Source organism: Janthinobacterium sp. 13, from assembly GCF_002749695.1.
Taxonomy (GTDB): domain Bacteria; phylum Pseudomonadota; class Gammaproteobacteria; order Burkholderiales; family Burkholderiaceae_D; genus Janthinobacterium; species Janthinobacterium kumbetense.
Genome location: NZ_PEEQ01000001.1, coordinates 1,915,929 through 1,935,565, shown reverse-complemented (window position 1 = coordinate 1,935,565; position 19,637 = coordinate 1,915,929). Strand labels below are relative to the sequence as shown.

Here is a 19,637-nt window from a genome sequence, read left to right as displayed (position 1 = left end):
CGCCGTCCAAACCCAACCTTACCCCAGCATCCCATGAAAGACACAGGCGTCAATCTGGCCGCGCAAGAGCGGCCCCCCTCTGATCCAGCTGCCGAGGCGCCGCCGCCGGCGAGCCCGCCGAAGAAGCGCCGTTCGCGCATCTGGCCCATCTTTGCCATCATCCTGCTGGCGCTGATTGCCGGCGTGGCCTGGTTCGTCATGCGCGAAGTGCGCACGTCGGCCCTGCAGGCGGAATTTTTCACGCGCCTGGACCGCCAGCTGTCGTTCAAGGTCGAGCCCGGCCCCGCACCGGCGGGCGCCATCCGCTATCCGCAGCACGGCCCGTATGACGAGCGCCTCGGCTATGCCAGCTTGCCGGATTTTATTAGCAAGCTCAATGCGCGCGACTATGAAGTGACGGCGCAGGCGCGCATGTCGCCGAAGATGGTGCAACTGGTCGACCGGGGCATCTTTGCCACCTATCACGAGAAGAACCGCGCGGGATTGAGCATTCTCGATTGCCGCGCCGCACCCCTGTTCGCGGCCAGCTATCCCGAGCGCATGTTCGACGGCTTTGCCGAAGCGCCGCCCGCGCTCGTGCAAAGCCTGCTGTTCATCGAAAACCGCGAATTGCTCGATCCGGGCACGCCCGAGCGCAATCCGGCCGTGGAATGGGACCGCCTGAGCAAGGCGATTCTGGACAAGGCGCTGAACCTGTTCGGCGGCCACCGCGGCGGCGGCGGCAGCACGCTGGCCACGCAAATTGAAAAATACCGCCATTCGGAAGACGGCCGCACCAGTTCCATGCAGGACAAGCTGCTGCAGATGCTGTCGGCCAGCCTGCGCTCGTACCAGGATGGCGAAAACACCATGGAAGCGCGGCGCAAGATCGTTGTCAATTACCTCAATACCGTGCCGCTGTCGGCAAAGAGCGGCTTTGGCGAGGTCAACGGGATCGGCGACGGCATGTGGGTCTGGTATGGCCGTCCATTTTCCGAAGTGAAAACTTTGCTCAAAGGCAATATGGACCAGCCGGGCAGTGCGCTCGCCTACAAGCAGGCGCTGAGCTTGCTGATCGCGCAGCGCCGTCCCTCGCACTACCTGGTGGCAGGCGGCGCCGACCTGGAAGAGTTGACCAACAGCCATCTGCGCCTGCTGGCGCAAGCGGGCGTGATCTCGCCGCAGCTGCGCAATGCGGCCATCGCCGAGAAGCTGCGCCCATCGACGGCCTCGGGCGTGCAATCGGAAGCGTCGACCTCGTTCGTCACGCGCAAGGCATCGAATGCCGTGCGCAACCACCTGGCCAGCATGCTGGGCGATCCGCGTTTGTATAACCTCGACCGTCTCGACCTGAAAGTGGTCAGCACGCTCGACGCGCAGGCGCAAAACGCCGTCACCAAGGTCTTGCGCGAGCTGCGCGACCCGGAAGTGGCGAAAGCGGCCGGCTTGACGGGCAAGGGCATGCTGGGCAATGGCGACCCCGCCAACGTGGTCTACAGTTTTACTTTGCTGCAAAAGGGCGAGCAAGCCAACTTGCTGCGCGTGCAGACGGATAACTACGACCAGCCGCTCGACATCAACGAAGGCGCCAAGCTGGACCTCGGTTCCACGGCCAAGCTGCGCACCCTGGTGACGTATATGGACATCATCGACCAGTTGCACCAGCGCTACAGCGGCATGGGCGCCGCCGAGTTGGGCAAGATTGCCGTCGATCCGAAGGACATGCTGTCGCAGTGGGCAATTGCCTATTTGAAACCTTTGTCGCTGGGCGAGGCGCGCAATCTGCCCGCCATGCTGGCGGCCGCCATGGAACGCAAATATTCGGGCAATCCGGGCGAAGGCTTCTTCACGGGCGGCGGCTTGCATCATTTCGGCAACTTCTCCAAGCTCGACGACAGCCGCATCATGACGGTGCAGCAGGCGCTGCGCCAGTCGACCAACCTGGTGTTCGTGCGCCTGATGCGCGACGTGGCCCGCTACTACATGTTTTCGCGTCCCGATTCCTCGGCCTCGCTGCTGGCGGACGCGGACGATCCGCGCCGGGCCCAGTACCTGAGCCGTTTTGCCGACAAGGAGGGGCGCGAATTCCTGCACCGCTTCTACCAGAAGTACCGCGGCAAGAGCGTCGACGAGCAGGAAAAGATCCTGTTGGCCAGTATCCGCCCGACCCCCGTACGCCTGGCGAATATCTTCCGCACCATCAATCCGAAGGGCACCGTCGCGGAATTCGGCGATTTCCTCAACGCCAATCTACCGTCGCAAAACGAAGTACCGCCCGAGCGCGTGGCCAAGATGTACCAGCAGTATGCGATGGAAAACTGGTCGCTGGCCGACCGGGGCTACCTTGCCAATGTGCATCCGCTGGAACTGTGGATGGTGGCGTATCTGCGCCAGCACGAAGGTTCCACCCTGTCGCAGATGGTGGCGGCCAGCGAAAAGGAACGCCAGGAAGTGTATAAATGGCTGTTCAATACGCACCGCAAGCACGCGCAGGACCGCCGCATCGCCAACTTGCTGGAAGTGGAAGGGTTCCTGGAAATCCACCGCCAGTGGAAGAAGATGGGTTACCCGTTCGACTCGCTCGTGCCGTCGTATGCGACCACCCTGGGCGCGTCGGCCGACCGTCCCGCCGCGCTGGCCGAGCTGATGGGCATCATCATCAACGATGGCGTGCGCAAACCCAGCGTGCGCATCGATTCCATGCATTTCGCCGCCAATACGCCGTACGACACCATGGTCAAGCGGGGCACGAAGGTGGAAGCGGAGCAAGTGCTGTCGCCGGACGTGGCCAAGGCAGTCGCCAAGGCCATCCGCGAAGTGGTGTCGGACGGCACGGCGAAACGGGCGAAGACGGCGTTTGTCGGCGCCGACGGCGTGCCGATCCCGATGGGCGGCAAGACGGGCACGGGCGACCAGCGCTTCGACGTGTATGGCGCCGGTGGCCGCCTGATCGAATCGCGCTATGTGAACCGTTCGGCCACGTTCGTCTTCAATATCGGCGAGCGCTTCTATGGCAGCATGACGGCGTATGTGCGGGGGCCGGAATCGAAGAACTACGATTTCACCAGCGCCTTGCCCGTGCAACTGCTGGTGTCCCTGGCGCCGAGCCTGATGCCGCTGATCGAACCGCCTGCGCCAGCCGAAGGCGTGGCCAAGCAGTGCACGAATTAAATCGTTGCTGCATTAAAAAGCCGGCCTGAATGGGCCGGTTTTTTTATGGAGGAGAAAGAATCCATGGAAAGAACACAGCAGATCTTTGCGCAATATCACCGCTTCGACGATGGCGCGCTCGTATCATTTGAGCAAGCATATGGACCCCGGGGCGTGCAGAGCGTGCGCATCGTGTTGTACGCGAGGAATCATGAACTGGAGGGCAACATCTGGCGCAAAGTCGCCATCACGGTGGGAGAGGTGCGGGAATTGATGATGAAGACGCCGGGCAACTTCATCAACCGCATCTGCTGTGGCGTGAAGCTGCTGCGCTTTGGCGACGTGTGGTGCGTGGATGTCGACGGCACGTATGCGCACGACGACCCGGCAACCCTGGAGGAAGTGCGCCGCGATGGCGATTGCTACGTCATCGGCGGCACGGTCGAGGCAATCGAACTGGATTAACCAGCAAACACGGCCGTTTTACCTTCCAGGCGCGCGTGATACGCGGCGATGGCAGGATACTCGGGGCGCTGCATGGGCGCCATCAGCCAGCGCTTGACGGACAGGCCCAGCACGATATCCGCCAAGGTAAATTGCTCGCCGCACACATACGCGCCCGTGCGCTGCAACTGCTGTTCCAGCACGCCCATCATCTTGTTCCATCCGGCAATACCTGCGGCCAGCTGGGCCGCATCCTGGTGTGCGGGGCTGTGGCGCACCAGCGACATGAAGGCGTAGCGCCAGCTGTTGTTGAGGTCGCCCATTTGCCAGTCCATCCATTTTTCCACTTCCGCGCGGGCGCGTGGATTACTCGGCAGAAAGTCGTCGCGGCCCGCCTGCGCGCACAGGTAGCGGCATATCGTGTTCGATTCCCACAGCACCAGGTCGCCATCGAGCAGCACGGGCACCATGGCGTTCGGGTTCAGGGCAAGGAAGGCCGGGTCGTCCGTGGCGCGAAAGCCGCTGCCCCAGTCTTCGCGTTCGTACGGCAGGTCGAGTTCCTCGCACGTCCACAAGACTTTGCGGACATTGATCGAGGCGGCTTTTCCAAGAATTTTCAGCATGCAGGGCTCCGAAGGGCGAATGAGTGATCTGCCACTGTAGCGGAAATGACCACGCCGCGCATGTGAAAGTGCCTTGCATAGTTGAGCTTTTCTTGGCATCGTAGCCACCCATGAAACCTATGCGCCACCACATGTCCAAAATCCTCGCGTTCAGCCGCTTTTCCGTGCGCGATTTCCTCGCCACCGCCGGTCCCACCTTGCTGCTGGTCGGCGCGTTTTGCGCGCTCGCTTACTGGCTGGTCGACCCGGCGCCGCCGCGCAAGGTAACCCTGTCGACAGGGCAGGACAATAGCGCCTACGAAGAGTTCGGCAAGAAGTACGCGGCCACCCTGGCCAGGCACGGCATCAAGGTGACCTTGCAGCCGTCGCTGGGCTCGCAGGAAAACCTGCAGCGCTTGAACGCGGGCAAGACCGATATCGCCTTCGTGCAAAGTGGCTCGACGGAACACGAAGATGCCGAGCGCCACGGCCTCATTTCCCTGGGCAGCTTGTTTACGGAACCCGTCTGGCTGTTCATGCGCGAAGACAAGGCCGTGACGGAGCTGACGCAATTGAAGGGCATGAAGATCAACCTGGGGCCGGAAGGCACGGGCGTGCCCGGCCTGTTCCGGCAGTTGCTGTCCGTCAATGGCGTGGAAGCCAAGGAGTTGACGGTCAGCGACTTGCAGAACACGCCCGCCACGGTGGAGTTGCTGGAAGGGCGCATCGATGGTCTCGTGTTCAGCTCGGCGCCGGAAGCGCCGCTGATCCAGATGCTGCTGCAAACACCGGGCATCAAGCTGTTTGATTTTTCGCAAGCGGAGGCGTACACGCGGCGCCTTCCGTTCCTGACCCACGTCGTCTTGCCACGTGGCATCGTCGACCTGGGGCAAAACATTCCCGCGCAGGATTATCACCTGATCGCGCCGACGGCCACCCTGGTCGCGCGCGAAGACTTGCATCCGGCCCTGGTCGACCTGTTCGTGCAGGCGGCGGCCGGCATCCATGGCGGCACGGGCTGGTTCCAGCAGCAGGGGCAGTTCCCGTCCGCGCGCTACACGGAAATTCCCGTGGCGCCGGAAGCGTTGAAATTCTACAAGGATGGCGCGCCCGTGTTGCAGCGCTACATGAGTTTCTGGCTGGCCAATTTCTTCGACCGCATGTGGGTGCTGGTGGTGGCGCTGGGCGCCCTGATCCTGCCCCTGTCGCGCGTCGTGCCGCCCCTGTACGTGTGGCGCATCCGTTCGCGCGTGTACCGCTGGTATGGCCAGCTGCGCACGGTCGAGCAGGCGCTGGAAGACGTGCCGGAAGGGCTGCGCGCGCACGTGTATGCGGAACAATTGAAACGGCTCGACCAGATCGAGGAAATGGTCAACCAGATTTCGATACCCCTGTCGTTCGCCGATGGCTTGTATGGCTTGCGCAGCCACATCAATTTCGTGCGCAAGCGCATATTGACCCTGATGGGCGAGCACCCGGCCGCGGAGGCGGGCGAGCCGGCCTGAGAACTTAACCCGCTTAAACGAGGGTGATCGACAGCTTGCGCCCGAGCAGCGCGGCGGCCCGCTCCAGGGTGGAGAGCGTCACGTCGCTGCCGGGATCGAGCAGGCGGTCGAGTTGCGAACGGCTCGTCTGCAGCAGCGCCGCCATGCGCGTCTTCGACAGCGATTGTTCCTGCATGGCCTGCGTCAGTTGCCAGGCGATCACTTCCTTGATGGCACGGGTTTGCGTTTGCTCAAAGATGCCTTCTTCCTTGAGGAAGTCGTCGAGACTGCTGCCGAGGTGGGGAGCAATGGCGTTCATGTCAATTCCTTGTGGCGTTTGCGGGCCAGCGCCAGGTCGTCGTCCGGCGTGGCGCGGGTTTTCTTGATAAAGCCGTGCAGCGCCACCAGGCAATCGCCGTGATGGCAGATCAGCACGCGCGCGATGCGGTTGCCGGGCAGGCTGCTGCGCACCTCCGACAAGCCCTGCCCCAGGTGCCGGCACAAGGGCATGCCCATGGGCCAGCGCCATTGCGCATGCATCAAGTCTTGCCCGATTACATGACGTTCTTCGACGGGCAAGGATTTGAGCCAGTCGCGCACGGGTTCGCCACCATTGCCGTTCGCATAGAACCGCAGGGTAATCTGCCGCAAGCCGGAAGCATCCATGACGCACCTCTACGTTGTACTATATAAGGTACATGTTCGCAAGGAGAATCGGCGCCGCTCTTGAGAAAAGCGGGCGCACATGGATGGTTGTAGCCGATGGCGGACCGCATGGTGGCCCGCCAGATCAAACACTGTTCAGATAACTCGGCAGCCAGCGTCAGGCGCCCAGCCACGGCAAGCCCGCCTTGCACCAGCCGCCGATCTGCTTGCGGTGGCCGTCGGCGTCCTTGTCGCCCTCGAAGCCTTCGAGGATGTCGAAGCAGTTGATATAGCCGTGTTCGGTCGCCAGCTTGGCCGCATGGCGCGAACGCACGCCGGAGCGGCACAGGAACAGCAGCACCTCGTCCTTGCCGGCCTGGGCCGCCAGCTGCGCGAGGAAGTCGGGATTCGGCACGCCGCCCGGGTAGGTGGCCCACTGCACCGCACCATGCTGGGTATCGGCGATGTCGACCCGGCCCACCCAGTCGCGCTCGGCAGTCGTGCGCACATCGATGAGCTTGACGGCGGCATCGCCTTGCAGCAAGTCATACGCTTCCTGCGGCGTGACGGCGCCGGCATACGGCGTACCTTCATTGGCCCGGCTGCGGGCGGTGGTCAGGATGTCGGCGGCGGTGGTCATGGCGTCCTCGATGAAAGTGGGCAGGTGTGTGTACGATTATAGTGCGCCGTCCGCGCCCCGCAAACGGGAATCCATGGTGCACGGCGCATGCACCACAACGAGGCATTTTTCGGTAATTCGCACAAAATGCACGATAATGGTGCGTTATTCGTTTTTTGCACTTGCTTAGTGCATTCTTGATTTGACGCAAACGCGTGTCAAAATCGCGGGCATGAAAACTTTCACTGGGATGGCAGTAATTTTGTCGCCGGCACCAGGGGGCTCCGGGAGCTGGCATGGAATCTGCTATGATCCTTATGAGTTTTGGTGGCACGCAATGTTTGCTTCGCTTCATCAGCCCAGACGCACTAAGGTCGGCTCACCCCACATTCATTTAGGAGATACGCATGGCAATGACAGCCGCAGAAGTCTTGAAGATGGTAGAAGAAAACGAAGTCAAATTCGTTGATTTCCGCTTTGCCGATACCCGTGGTAAAGAGCAGCACGTGACGGTTCCCGTGTCGCACTTCGACATGGACAAATTCGAGTCGGGCCACGCCTTTGACGGTTCTTCGATCGCTGGCTGGAAAGGCATTGAAGCGTCCGACATGATCTTGCTGCCGGATCCAAACACGGCCAATATCGACCCGTTCATGGAAGAAACGACCCTGTTCATGCAGTGCGACGTGATCGAACCGTCGGACGGCAAGGGCTACGACCGCGACCCGCGCTCGATCGCGAAACGCGCCGAAGCCTACCTGAAATCGTCGGGCATGGGCGACACCGCCTACTTCGGTCCTGAGCCGGAATTCTTCATCTTCGACAGCGTGCGCTGGAAGATCGACATGTCGGGCTGCTTCGTCAAGATCGGTTCGGACGAAGGTTCGTGGTCGACCGGCAAGGACATCGAAGGCGGCAACAGCGGCCACCGTCCTACCGTCAAGGGCGGCTATTTCCCAGTACCACCAGTGGACAGCTTCCAGGACATGCGTTCGGAAATGTGCCTGATTTTGGAATCGCTGGGCATCCCGGTTGAGGTACATCATCACGAAGTGGCCGGCGCCGGTCAAAATGAAATCGGCACCAAGTTCTCGACCCTGGTCGAGCGCGCCGACTGGACGCAAAACCTGAAATATGTGGTGTGGAACGTGGCGCACAGCTATGGCAAGACCGCCACCTTCATGCCGAAACCTATCGTTGGCGACAACGGTTCGGGCATGCACGTGCATCAATCCGTATGGAAAGATGGCAAAAACCTGTTCGCCGGCGACGGCTATGCCGGCCTGTCCGATTTCGCCCTGTACTACATCGGCGGCATCATCAAGCACGCCAAGGCACTGAACGCGATCACCAACCCGGGCACCAACTCGTACAAGCGTCTGGTACCAGGCTACGAAGCTCCAGTGAAACTGGCGTACTCGGCGAAAAACCGTTCCGCCTCGATCCGTATCCCGCACGTGGCCAATCCAAAAGGCCGCCGCGTCGAAGCGCGCTTCCCGGATCCACTGGCGAACCCGTACCTGTGCTTCGCCGCACTGCTGATGGCTGGCCTGGACGGCGTTGCCAACAAGATCCATCCGGGCGAAGCCGCCTCGAAAGATCTGTACCATCTGCCGCCGGAAGAAGATGCACTGATCCCGACCGTGTGCGCTTCGCTGGAAGAAGCACTGGAAGCCCTGGACAAGGACCGCGAGTTCCTGACCCGCGGCGGCGTGTTCAGCGATTCCATGATCGACGCTTACCTGGAACTGAAAATGCAGGACGTACAGCGCATGCGCATGACCACGCATCCTGCCGAGTTCGACATGTACTACTCGCTGTAATGGCGCCACGCCGGCAATGTGCCGGTAGTGAATAAAAAACGCGGGTGAGGCGATGGTCTTGCCCGCGTTTTTTTATGCAAGGCGCCAAGGCGGTGACAGTGCGGTGTTGTATAGTCGGCCCAGGAACGATGCGGCACGAGCCGACAGGAGTGAAGATTGACCAAGCATTACAGAATGGCGCTGATGGCAGGATTGCTGGGCGCGGCGGCACAGGCGCACGGGCAGCTGTATGTGTGCGCCGATGCGCAAGGACACAAGACATACACGGACAGGAGTGCTGGCAAACATTGCCAGTTGCTCGATTTGCCGGGCGCCATGACGGAGCCGCCACGCAGGACGGCGCCGCTGGCCGGTGCGCCGGTACGGCCCGCCCTGCAGGCGGCGGCCACGGCTGCGCCTGCCGCCGGCGCGTTTCCCAAGGTCGATGGCGCCGAGCAGCGCGCGCGCGACCTGGACCGGCGCCAGATCCTGCAGGACGAGTTGCGCAGCGAAGAGCAGAAACTGGCGGCGCAGCGCCTGGAATTTAACGGCGGCCAGCCCGAGCGCCAGGGCAATGAGCGCAACTACGCGAAATACCAGGAAAGAGTGGCGCAGTTGAAGGACAACATTAGCCGGACACAGCAAAACGTCGAGGCCCTGAAACGCGAGATCGCGAATATCCGGTAAAGCACATGACACTAGACAACCATTCCAGCCGTCCCGCCCACCTGGCCGGCCTTGATTTGCTGGCCTCGGCCGTGATCCTGCTCGATGGCGACGGCCGCATCAGCTATGCCAACGCGGCGGCGGAAAACTTGCTGGAAAGCTCCTTGAAGGCCCTGTCGCGGCAAAAGCTGACGGCGTTGTTCCTCAATCCCGAGGAACTGGCCGGCATTTGCGCGCAGGCGCTCGAACACAAGTTTTCCGACCTGCGCCAGGACCTGAGCCTGGAGCGCCTGGGGCGCGAGCCGCTGCGCGTGCACAGCATCGTCAGCGCGCTCGACGCGCCGAGCGACGGTGTGCTGATCGAGCTGCGCGAGAACGTGCAGCAGTTAAAGCTCGACCGCGAGGAGCGCATCCTCGACCAGAGCCAGGTCAACAAGGAGCTGATCCGCAACCTGGCGCATGAGATCAAGAACCCGCTGGGCGGCATCCGCGGCGCGGCCCAGCTGCTGGAACTGGAATTGCCGGCCCTGCACCTGAGCGAACTGCGCGAATACACGCAAGTCATCATCAAGGAAGCGGACCGCCTGCAAACCCTGGTCGACCGCCTGCTGGCGCCGCACCGCCGTCCGCACATCGTGGGCGACGTGAATATCCACGAAGTGTGCGAACGGGTGCGCAGCCTGATCCTGGCCGAATTTCCCAGCGGACTGACCATTGCGCGCGATTACGACGCTTCGATCCCCGAGTTTCGCGGCGACAAGGAGCAATTGATACAGACCGTGCTCAATATCGCGCACAACGCGGCGCAGGCCCTGGCCGAGCGCATCGAGGCGGGCGATGCGGAGCTGATTTTCAAGACGCGCGTGGCGCGCCAGGTGACCCTGGCCAAGGTCCGTTACGGCCTGGCATTAGACTTGCATATCATTGACAATGGACCGGGCATCGCACCCCAGATCCGCGACCGGATTTTCTACCCGCTGGTGTCGGGTAGGGAAGGCGGCAGCGGGCTGGGACTGACCTTGGCGCAAACCTTCGTGCAACAGCACCTGGGCGTGATCGAGTGCGAAAGCCGGCCTGGATACACCGATTTCAGGATCGTTCTACCCTTGCCATAAGCGAGGAGGTATCCCACCCATGAAATCCATTGCGGGACGCACACACTAATGAAGCCAATCTGGATAGTTGACGACGACGAATCAATCCGCTGGGTGCTGGAAAAAGCCCTGGCGCGGGAAAATCTCGCCACCAAGAGTTTTGCCAATGCGCGCGACGCCATCGCCGCACTGGAATTTGACACGCCGCAAGTGCTCGTGTCCGATATCCGCATGCCGGGCGCCTCCGGCCTGGAATTGTTGCAGACGGTCAAGTCGCGCTTTCCCGGCTTGCCAGTCATCATCATCACGGCCTTTTCCGACCTCGATTCGGCCGTCGCAGCCTTCCAGGGTGGCGCCTTCGAATACCTGGCCAAGCCCTTCGACATCGACAAGGCTGTCGAGCTGATCCGCCGCGCGCTGGAAGAAAGCCTGCGCGAGACGAGCGTCGAGTCGGGGCCGTCGGAAACGCCGGAAATCCTCGGCCAGGCGCCAGCCATGCAGGAAGTCTTCCGCGCCATCGGCCGCCTGTCGCAATCGAACGTGACGGTGCTCATCACGGGCGAATCCGGTTCCGGCAAGGAACTCGTGGCGCGCGCGCTGCACAAGCACAGCCCGCGCGCAGCGCAGCCGTTCATTGCCCTCAACACGGCGGCAATACCCAAGGATTTGCTGGAATCGGAACTGTTCGGCCATGAACGGGGCGCGTTTACGGGCGCCCAGACGACGCGCCGGGGCCGCTTCGAGCAAGCGGAGAACGGTACCCTGTTCCTCGACGAGATCGGCGACATGCCGTTCGACCTGCAGACGCGCTTGCTGCGTGTGCTGTCCGACGGGCATTTCTACCGCGTCGGCGGCCACCAGCCCATGAAGGCGAACGTGCGCGTGATTACGGCCACGCACCAGAACCTGGAACAGCGCGTGCGCGACGGCCTGTTCCGCGAAGACTTGTATCACCGGCTGAACGTGATCCGTCTGCGCCTGCCCAGTTTGCGGGAGCGGCGCGAAGATATCCCCATCTTGGTGCGCCACTTCCTGGTGCAAAGCGCACGCCAGCTGGGCGTGGAAGCCAAACGCATGAGCGAGCCGACGATGCAGTTCCTCAGCAGCCTCGATTTGCCCGGCAATGTGCGCCAGCTGGAAAACCTGTGCAACTGGATCACCGTGATGGCGCCGGGCCAGACGGTGGAAATCAAGGATTTGCCGCTGGAATTGACGCAGGGGCAGGGCGATGGTGCCGCCACGGCGGCAGGCGAGCCTGCGCCGGCGGTCGTTGCCCATGTGCATGGCGGCCAGGTCTTCGAGGCGGCCGCGCCCGCCAACGGCGCGCCGCCGGGCTGGATTGGTTTACTGGAATTGCAGGCGGCCGGCATGCTGGGCGCGGGGCAGCAGGAAGTCATGGCCGTGCTGGGACGCCAGTTCGAGTCGGCACTGATCAAGACGGCGCTCAAGCATACGCACGGGCGCAAGAACGACGCCGCCGTGCGCCTGGGCATCGGCCGCAACACCATCACCCGCAAGATATCGGAACTGGGCATCGACGGCGCCAAGGACGATTGATGCAGGTCAGGACGGGGGCTCCCCTGTCCGCTTTTCCACGCGGCGTCCCTCGCACGCCACAACACGCACTGCAGGCGATAAGGTAAGCTGGCGCCTGCCGGACTGTTTCGTCCGGTGTTAACTTGAACTGTGGAATAGCATGCTCATAAACTGCGTGGCCTACCAGGATGGCAAAAAACTGGCCGACTTGCCGATCGACGACATCAGCGATTACGTCGAGCGCCCCGATTGTTTCGTCTGGGTCGCCCTGCTCGACGCCACGCCGGACGAGCTGAAACAGATGCAGCACGAGTTTTGCCTGCACGAACTGGCGGTGGAAGACGCGCAGCGGGGCCACCAGCGCCCGAAGATCGAGGAATATGGCGATTCCCTGTTTGCCGTCGTGAAAACCGTGGAAATGGTCGAGAATGAACTGGTGCTGGGCGAAGTCGACATTTTCGTCGGCGCCAATTATGTGCTTTCGTCGCGCAGCAACAGCTCGCAGGGTTTCCTCGGCGTGCGCGCGCGCGCCGAGCGCGAACCGCATCTGCTGCGCCAGGGCTCGGCCTTCGTGCTGTACGCGCTGATGGACGCCGTCGTCGACCGTTACTTTCCCGTGCTCGACGCGCTGGAATCGGAGCTGGAATTGATCGAAGACCGCATCTTCGACCGTGGCACCGAGCGTGACAATATCGAACGGCTGTATCAATTGAAGCGCAAGGTCATGGTCTTGCGCCACGTGGTGGCGCCCCTGATGGAAGCGGTGGGCAAGCTGCACGGCGGGCGCGTGCCGCCCCTGTGCCACGATACCCAGGAGTATTTCCGCGACGTGCACGACCACCTGGCGCGCATCAATGGCACGCTCGACACCATCCGCGACACCATCAGCACGGCGATCCAGGTGAATCTGTCGATGGTGGCCATCGACGAGAGCGAAGTGAACAAGCAGTTGGCGGCCTGGGCGGCCATCTTCGCCGTGTTTACGGCGTTTGCCGGCATCTGGGGCATGAACTTCAAGTTCATGCCGGAGCTGGACTGGCATTATGGCTATCCGGCCGCCGTGGCAGTGATGAGTTGTGTCTGCGGTTATATGTATTACTTGTTCAAGCGTTCCGGCTGGCTGTAAAAAATTCCTGTGTATCTGTATTATTAAGCAATAGCCAGGGGTACAATCGCGGCAGGTCCGCTGGGGCGGGCCATGGCTGAGAGTCGCCGCGCCGGCAGGTGTGCCTGCGCTTCCGGTGCCGTGCAGGAGCATTCATGAGTATTCCGTTGTTTGATGTGAATTCGCAAGAACCCCTGTTCGATGCCGAGCAGCGGCGCACCCTGGCGGAAGCGGCTCTGCGCTCGATTACCGCCTCGACGGCGCACGCCCGGGGCGACGACTTCCTGCGCATCCTCGTCAAGGACCTGGCCGAAGCGCTCGACGTGCACTATGTGATCGCCGGACGCCTGGTGCGCCTGGAAGATGGCAGCGAAGGCATCCGCACCCTCGCCCTATGGGGCGGCGACGGTTACCAGCCGAATATCGAATACAGCCTGCAGCACACGCCATGCCAGGACGTGACGTGCCAGAGCATGTGTTTTCATGGCAGCGATATCCAGCGTCGCTTTCCATTCGATACCCTCCTCGTCGACATGCAGGCGGAAAGCTATGTCGGCATGCCGCTGATCGACACCGATGGCAAGACCCTGGGCATCCTGTCGGCCATCGACACGCGGCCCATCGATGAAAACAAGCGCTTGCTGGCGCTGCTGCTGCTGTCGATCTTCTCGGCCCGCGGCGCGGCCGAGCTGCAGCACCAGGAGCGCACCCAGCAGCTGGAAGAAATCGTGCGCGTGCGCACCGAATCGCTGCTGGCGGCGCAGGCCAACCTGATCGAGCAAGAGCAGATGGCGGCCCTCGGCTCGCTGGTGGCCGGCGTCTCGCATGAAGTCAACACGCCCATCGGCGTGGCGTTGACGGCCGCGTCGAGCATGGGCAGCTATGCCGACCAGCTGGTGCAGCTGCTGGGTGGCGCCAAGGTCAGCCGTGCCGAACTGATCGACATTGCCGAGTCGCTCAAGGGAGCGGCCGCCTTGATCGAGCGCAACCTGGCGCGCGCCGCCGACCTGATCGGCAATTTCAAGCAACTGGCCGTGGACCAGGTCAGCGAATACGTGGCCGACCTGGCGCTGCACGACTATGTGCATGGCCTGGTGTCGGCGCACAGTCCGGAATTGCGCAAGGCGGCGCTGGGCGTGGAACTCGATATCGCCCCAGATTGCCAGGTGCGCCTGGCGGCCGGCAAGCTGTCGCAAATCCTCTCGAACCTGCTGATGAACAGCGCCCGCCATGGCTATCCGCAGGGCGGGCCGGGGCGCATCACGATACGCGCGCGCATCGAGGAGGACGACACCGACGCGGCTGCGCGCTGGCTGCTGCTCGATTTTTCCGACGACGGCATCGGCCTGGCGCCGGCCGTGCGCGAGCATATGTTCGAACCGTTCTTCACCACCAAGCGGGGCCAGGGCGGCTCCGGCCTGGGCATGCACATCGTCTACACCATCGTGCAGCAACTGGGCGGCCAGGTGTGCGCCATCGACAGCACGCCCGGCTGTCATATACAGATCAGGCTGCCGCTGGCCAGCTGACCACGGCTGCTCTGTACGCTATCTTTGGGTGGCATGCCTGCCTGACTTCTATTTTTTTCACAATGTTGTTTGTATGCCATACGCGACGTGAGTTCTGTTGACACCAAGAATATCCCCGTGATTCTATGTAGTTGTCTAGCTAACTTTCAGTTGGCTGGCCTCGGCTGTTGTACCGACATCGTGGTTCGCCTTCCCTCATGCGGGAGCGGGGCTGGCACACTGTCGAACGTGCGGTGCAGGAAGAGTGCCTTTAGGAGAGTGGATGCAGTCCGGATAGCAGCTTTGTTGCTTACATAATGCAAAAATGAAAAGGGTTCGTCATGCTTAAAGAAACCGTCATCTCCCGTGCCGTTCGCATTGTCTGTGCCGGTGGCATGGCAGCGGCTTTGTCCGTTGCCTCGCAGTCTGCGGTGGCGCAAGATACGCAGATACAGCGCGTGGAAGTCACCGGCTCGTCGATCAAGCGCATCGCCGCCGAAGGTGCCTTGCCCGTCACCGTGTTGACCGCCGAAGCCATCCGTACCTCGGGCGCCACTTCGGTCACCGACCTGGTCAAGAAACTCTCTTCCGCCCAGGGCGCCACCAGCGAAAGTTCCTCGGTCGGCGGCAGCACCTTCGGTTTCTCCGGTATTTCCGTGCATAACGTGGGTGAGACGCGTACGCTCGTCTTGCTGAATGGCAAGCGCCTGGCCCAGTTCGGCGGCCAGACCCTGACTGGCTTTGCCGCCGGTTTCGACTTGAATTCGATTCCTATTTCCGCCATTCAGCGGGTTGAACTGCTGACCGACGGCGCGTCCGCCCTGTACGGCGCCGACGCCATTGCCGGCGTGGTCAACTTCATTACCAAGCACGACACGACGGAAGGCGACGTCTCCATCGGCTATTCGGCGCCAAAGAACGGTGCGCGTGAGAAACGTATCAGTGCCACCAAGGGCTTCGGCAACCTGGAAGACGATGGCTACAACGTGGTGCTGACCTTTGGCCACGATGAACGCGACAAGTTGACCTCGGTCGACCGCTCGTTCGCCAACACGGGCAAGGTGCAATTCTCGGCCAACGGCAAACGCTATCAGAAGCAGCAGTTTTCGGTCAGCCCGATTCCCGCCAACGCCGTTGATGACAATGGTCAGTTGATCAGTCCCTATCAAAAGCTCAACGGCTCCTGCCCCGCCAAGACTTTCCGCGTGCTTGAACCGTATGCGGACCCGGATGGCACCCCGCGCTTGAATGACTACTGCGGTTATGATTTTGTTAAGGATCTGGAGATCTATCCGGAACGCAAACGCGACAATTTCATGGCGTCCGGTACCTTCAAAGTCGCCGGTCACGAAGTGTATGCCGACGTACTGTTGTCGCGCACCAAGCAGACCTCGCGTATCGCCCCCGTGCCGGGCGAGATTTCCATCGATAAGGGAACGCCGCTGCATGACAAGTATTTGTTGCCGATCGGTATTACCGGTGACAGCGTGGCGGCCTATCGCCTGTTCGACATGGGACAGCGCACCTCGAAGGATACGGCGGACTTCGCCAGTGTGGTGGTGGGCACGCGCGGCGTGGCCGCCGGCTGGGATTACAATGCCTCCTACAACTTCTCGGAAAGCCGCGTAAAAGGCAGTATTTCCGGTTATCCTGGCGCGATTGCCGTCGGCAACCTGACATCGAGCGGTTTACTCGATCCCTTCGTCGGTCCGGGCAAGCAATCGGCTGCGGCGCAGGAAGCCATCAAGGCGGCCGCCTTCACCGGCTACTGGGATGGCGGCACGTCGCGCTTGCAAACCATCAATTTGAATGGTTCGACGGAAATACGACGCTTGCCGGGCGGCGCCATGATGCTGGGCGTGGGCGCCAACATCAATCGCGAGGAATTCTCTTCCAAACCGAGCCCGTTTGCACAGGGCATCCTGGCCGACCCAGTGAAGGGCACCTTGTGCGGCGGCGCGGCGGGACTGGAGTGCGACCAGCGTTTCGGCGATGCCGCCAGCAGCAAGCCGTACAGCGCCAGTCGCACGTCGAAGGGCGTGTTCAGCGAAATTATCGCGCCGGTGCTGAAGGAACTGGAACTGGGCGCGGCCCTGCGTTTCGATGAATTCTCGGACTTCGGCGGCGCCACGACGGCCAAGGCCAGCTTCAAGTGGACGCCGGCGCCCACCTTGCTGATCCGCGGCTCCGTTGGCAATGGTTTCCATGCGCCGACAGTGCCACAAGTCAACGCCTTGCAGCGCGGCTATGGCGTTACCAGCGACAAGTACACTTGTACGCCGGCCCTGCAAGCGATTGCCACGCGCCTCAATGCCCAATGCCAGCCAGGCAACCACCAGTACGATCAGTTGGCCGGCGGCAACCGCAACTTGCAGCCAGAGAAGTCGAAACAGGCCACCCTGGGCTTCCGCTACGAGCCGATCAGCGCCATTACCCTGGGCGCCGACCTGTGGCATGTACAGATCCGCGATTCCTTCGGCCAGTTGACCGAGCAGCTGGTGTTCGCCAATCCCACGGCATATCCGAAATCGTGGGGCGTGAATACGGACGTCGGTACGGGCAAGACCTACCTGGCCTTCCTGGCCGATAACCAGAACTTGGGCAAATCGTTCGCCACCGGCGTCGATATCGATATCAGCGCCCGTTACCGCTCGGGTATCGGCCTGTTTACCTCGCAGCTGAACGCGACGCAGATGTTGCGCGAGGATATACAGCTGGAACGCGGTGGTCAGTATTATTCTGCGCTGGGTAACTATGCCGAACTGGGCACCGTGACTTTCCGCACGCGCGGCCAGTGGACGAACACCCTGAAAACGGGCAACTGGGCCAATTCGCTGACGGTCAACTTCCTGTCCGGCTACAAAGACCAGAAAACGACGGTCGACGTGATCGACGCTTCCGGCGCCGTGACGGGCCAGGAAGATATCCGGATGCGGGTCGGGTTCTATTCGACGCTTGACTGGCAGACGGTCTGGACTCCCAGCAAGAGCTGGGTTTTCACCGCAGGCGTGCTGAACCTGACCGACAAGAGCCCCCCGTTCGTGCCATCGACGTCCGGCGCGAACCGCGGCCAGCAATTCGGCTATGACGACCGCTACTATGATCCGCGCGGCCGTACCGGCTACCTGAATGCCTCGTACAAGTTTTAATCGTCAGGTACAGGTATAAAAAAACCGGCACATGGTGCCGGTTTTTTTTCGTCCCGCCGCAGGGCGGAGGCAGCGTGGCCTAGCCGCGCGCCGCCATCGACAGCGCCACTGCCTCGGCCACCTTGATGCCGTCGACGGCGGCCGACAGGATGCCGCCCGCATAGCCGGCGCCTTCGCCGGCGGGGAACAGGCCCCGCGTGTTCAGGCTTTGCAGGTCGTCGTCGCGGCGCTTGATGCGGATCGGCGACGAGGTGCGCGTTTCCACGCCCGTCAGCACGGCGTCGGCCTTGTAATAGCCCTTGATTTGCTTGTTGAACGCCGGAAACGCTTCACGCAGCGCCGTGATCGCGTATTCGGGCAGCGAGGGCGCCAGGTCCGTCAGGTGCACGGCCGGCTTGTACGACGGCAACACGCTGCCAAATTCCGTCGAGGCGCGGCCAGCGACGAAGTCGCCGACCAATTGCCCTGGGGCATCGTAGTTGCCGCCACCCAAGGCAAATGCGCGCTCTTCCAGTTCGCGCTGCAGGGCGATGCCGGCCAGCGGGTCGCCCGGATAGTCGGCCGGCGTGATGCCGACCACGATGGCGCTGTTGGCGTTGCGCTCGTTGCGCGAATACTGGCTCATGCCATTCGTCACCAGGCGGCCCGGTTCCGAGGCGGCCGCCACCACCGTGCCGCCCGGGCACATGCAGAAGCTGTAGACGGAGCGGCCATTGCTGGCGTGGTGCACGAGCTTGTAGTCGGCCGCACCCAGGATCGGGTGGCCGGCGCTGGGGCCGAAGCGGCAGCTGTCGATCAGGGATTGCGGGTGTTCCACGCGGAAGCCGATCGAGAACGGTTTCGCTTCGATGTACACGCCGCGCTTGTGCAGCATTTCAAAGGTGTCGCGCGCGCTGTGGCCGATGGCCAGCACGACGTGGTTGCTGGCGATGGTTTCGCCATTGTCCAGCACTACGCCGCGCACCTGGCCGCCGTCGGCGCCTGGCACGATGTCGAGATCGACCACTTTGCTGCTGAAACGGTATTCGCCGCCCAGCCGCTCGATATTGGCGCGCATTTCTTCCACCATCTTGACCAGGCGGAAGGTGCCGATGTGCGGCTTGCTCACATACATGATTTCCTCGGGCGCGCCCGCCTTGACGAATTCCGTCAAGACCTTGCGGCCGTAGTGCTTGGGATCCTTGATCTGGCTGTACAGCTTGCCGTCCGAGAAGGTGCCGGCGCCGCCTTCGCCGAACTGCACGTTCGATTCGGGATTGAGCTCGCGCTTGCGCCAGAAGCCGAAGGTGTCGACCGTGCGTTCGCGCACCTGCTTGCCCCGTTCCAGGATGAGGGGGCGCAAGCCCATCTGCGCCAGGATCAGCGCCACGAACAGGCCGCACGGGCCCGTGCCGATGACGATGGGGCGCGGTTCATTGGTGTGGCCAGCCAGCTGTTCGCCGCCGGCGACGAATTTGTAGTCGGTGTCGGGCGCGGGCATCAGGTGGATGTCGTGGCTCAGGCGCGCCAGCACGGCCGCTTCGTTCTTGATCTCGACATGCAGCGAGTAAATCAACACCACGGCGCTGCGCTTGCGCGCGTCATAGCTGCGTTTGAAGACGGTAAAGCCGAGCAAATCGGCCGCAGCGATGCCCAGGCGCGCCAGGATGGCGGCGGGCAGGGCCGCTTCGTCGTGTTCGAGAGGGAGTTTTACTTCGTTGAGTCGCAGCATGGTGTCTATCCGAAAAGTGCAGGGCTCCGTATCTAGCGGAGAGTGGGCAGCCGCGTGGCGCGGCGCAAGGCGGCATTTTACTCCTTCTTGCAGGCAATGCATGGCGGCCTGGGCGGATGTCGGGCCATTTTCCTGCCGCATGG

15 protein-coding genes are annotated in these 19,637 nt (G+C 62.2%); 10 read left to right on the top strand and 5 right to left on the bottom strand.

Annotation, left to right across the window (positions count from 1 at the left end):
• The first annotated feature begins 33 nt into the window (after nucleotides 1-33).
• Together CLU94_RS08430 and CLU94_RS08425 are read left to right on the top strand one after the other, a co-directional pair.
• Nucleotides 34-3,150 (top strand): transglycosylase domain-containing protein, encoded by a 3,117-nt coding sequence (locus CLU94_RS08430; RefSeq protein ID WP_099665317.1) that lies wholly within the window; start codon nucleotides 34-36, stop codon nucleotides 3,148-3,150.
• Nucleotides 3,151-3,213: 63 nt separating this feature from the next.
• On the top strand, nucleotides 3,214-3,594 hold the full coding sequence (locus CLU94_RS08425; RefSeq protein WP_099665316.1) for a hypothetical protein: 381 nt from the start codon (nucleotides 3,214-3,216) through the stop codon (nucleotides 3,592-3,594).
• Here the strand turns inward: CLU94_RS08425 and CLU94_RS08420 are convergent.
• Entirely contained in the window at nucleotides 3,591-4,196 is a 606-nt protein-coding gene (locus tag CLU94_RS08420) for a glutathione S-transferase family protein (RefSeq protein ID WP_099665315.1), read from the bottom strand. The genes CLU94_RS08425 and CLU94_RS08420 overlap by 4 nt on opposite strands.
• Before the next feature lie 131 nt (nucleotides 4,197-4,327).
• Between CLU94_RS08420 and CLU94_RS08415 the strand changes: the two genes are divergently transcribed.
• Nucleotides 4,328-5,680 (top strand): TAXI family TRAP transporter solute-binding subunit, encoded by a 1,353-nt coding sequence (locus tag CLU94_RS08415; RefSeq protein ID WP_099668213.1) that lies wholly within the window; start codon nucleotides 4,328-4,330, stop codon nucleotides 5,678-5,680.
• 13 nt (nucleotides 5,681-5,693) lie between these two features.
• Here CLU94_RS08415 and CLU94_RS08410 read toward each other — a convergent pair whose 3' ends face one another.
• The 3 genes from CLU94_RS08410 to CLU94_RS08400 form a co-directional block, all read right to left on the bottom strand.
• A complete protein-coding gene (locus tag CLU94_RS08410) occupies nucleotides 5,694-5,978 on the bottom strand; it encodes a helix-turn-helix domain-containing protein (protein WP_099665314.1) in 285 nt (94 codons plus the stop codon).
• Nucleotides 5,975-6,325: a type II toxin-antitoxin system RelE/ParE family toxin gene (locus CLU94_RS08405; RefSeq protein ID WP_099665313.1), complete on the bottom strand. Its 351-nt coding sequence runs from the start codon at nucleotides 6,323-6,325 to the stop codon at nucleotides 5,975-5,977. Before CLU94_RS08405 ends, CLU94_RS08410 begins: the two co-directional genes overlap by 4 nt.
• Before the next feature lie 157 nt (nucleotides 6,326-6,482).
• The gene (locus tag CLU94_RS08400) at nucleotides 6,483-6,944 is read right to left on the bottom strand and encodes a rhodanese-like domain-containing protein (protein ID WP_099665312.1); all 462 of its coding nucleotides are present in this window, start codon (nucleotides 6,942-6,944) and stop codon (nucleotides 6,483-6,485) included.
• Between the two features lie 386 nt (nucleotides 6,945-7,330).
• Here CLU94_RS08400 and glnA point away from each other — a divergent pair, with 386 nt between their 5' ends.
• From glnA to CLU94_RS08365, 7 genes are all read left to right on the top strand, one after another.
• Complete coding sequence (gene glnA / locus CLU94_RS08395) at nucleotides 7,331-8,746, top strand: type I glutamate--ammonia ligase (RefSeq protein ID WP_070219258.1); 1,416 nt, start codon at nucleotides 7,331-7,333, stop codon at nucleotides 8,744-8,746.
• Between the two features lie 183 nt (nucleotides 8,747-8,929).
• Nucleotides 8,930-9,412: a DUF4124 domain-containing protein gene (locus tag CLU94_RS08390; RefSeq protein WP_099668212.1), complete on the top strand. Its 483-nt coding sequence runs from the start codon at nucleotides 8,930-8,932 to the stop codon at nucleotides 9,410-9,412.
• Between the two features lie 5 nt (nucleotides 9,413-9,417).
• Nucleotides 9,418-10,506 carry a nitrogen regulation protein NR(II) gene (gene glnL / locus CLU94_RS08385; protein ID WP_099665311.1) on the top strand — a complete coding sequence of 363 codons (1,089 nt, stop codon included), beginning with the start codon at nucleotides 9,418-9,420 and terminating at the stop codon, nucleotides 10,504-10,506.
• Nucleotides 10,507-10,554: 48 nt separating this feature from the next.
• On the top strand, nucleotides 10,555-12,042 hold the full coding sequence (ntrC, locus tag CLU94_RS08380) for a nitrogen regulation protein NR(I) (RefSeq protein WP_099665310.1): 1,488 nt from the start codon (nucleotides 10,555-10,557) through the stop codon (nucleotides 12,040-12,042).
• A 139-nt stretch (nucleotides 12,043-12,181) separates the two neighbouring features.
• The gene (corA, locus tag CLU94_RS08375) at nucleotides 12,182-13,147 is read left to right on the top strand and encodes a magnesium/cobalt transporter CorA (protein ID WP_034760218.1); all 966 of its coding nucleotides are present in this window, start codon (nucleotides 12,182-12,184) and stop codon (nucleotides 13,145-13,147) included.
• A 134-nt stretch (nucleotides 13,148-13,281) separates the two neighbouring features.
• The gene (locus CLU94_RS08370; RefSeq protein WP_099665309.1) at nucleotides 13,282-14,655 is read left to right on the top strand and encodes a GAF domain-containing sensor histidine kinase; all 1,374 of its coding nucleotides are present in this window, start codon (nucleotides 13,282-13,284) and stop codon (nucleotides 14,653-14,655) included.
• Nucleotides 14,656-15,029: 374 nt separating this feature from the next.
• Nucleotides 15,030-17,783, top strand: a complete 2,754-nt coding sequence (locus CLU94_RS08365) for a TonB-dependent receptor plug domain-containing protein (RefSeq protein WP_257218724.1) — start codon at nucleotides 15,030-15,032, stop codon at nucleotides 17,781-17,783.
• Between the two features lie 79 nt (nucleotides 17,784-17,862).
• On the opposite strand, the gene CLU94_RS08360 is transcribed toward CLU94_RS08365, so the two are convergent.
• Nucleotides 17,863-19,494: an NAD(P)/FAD-dependent oxidoreductase gene (locus CLU94_RS08360; protein ID WP_099665308.1), complete on the bottom strand. Its 1,632-nt coding sequence runs from the start codon at nucleotides 19,492-19,494 to the stop codon at nucleotides 17,863-17,865.
• Nucleotides 19,495-19,637 lie beyond the last annotated feature (143 nt).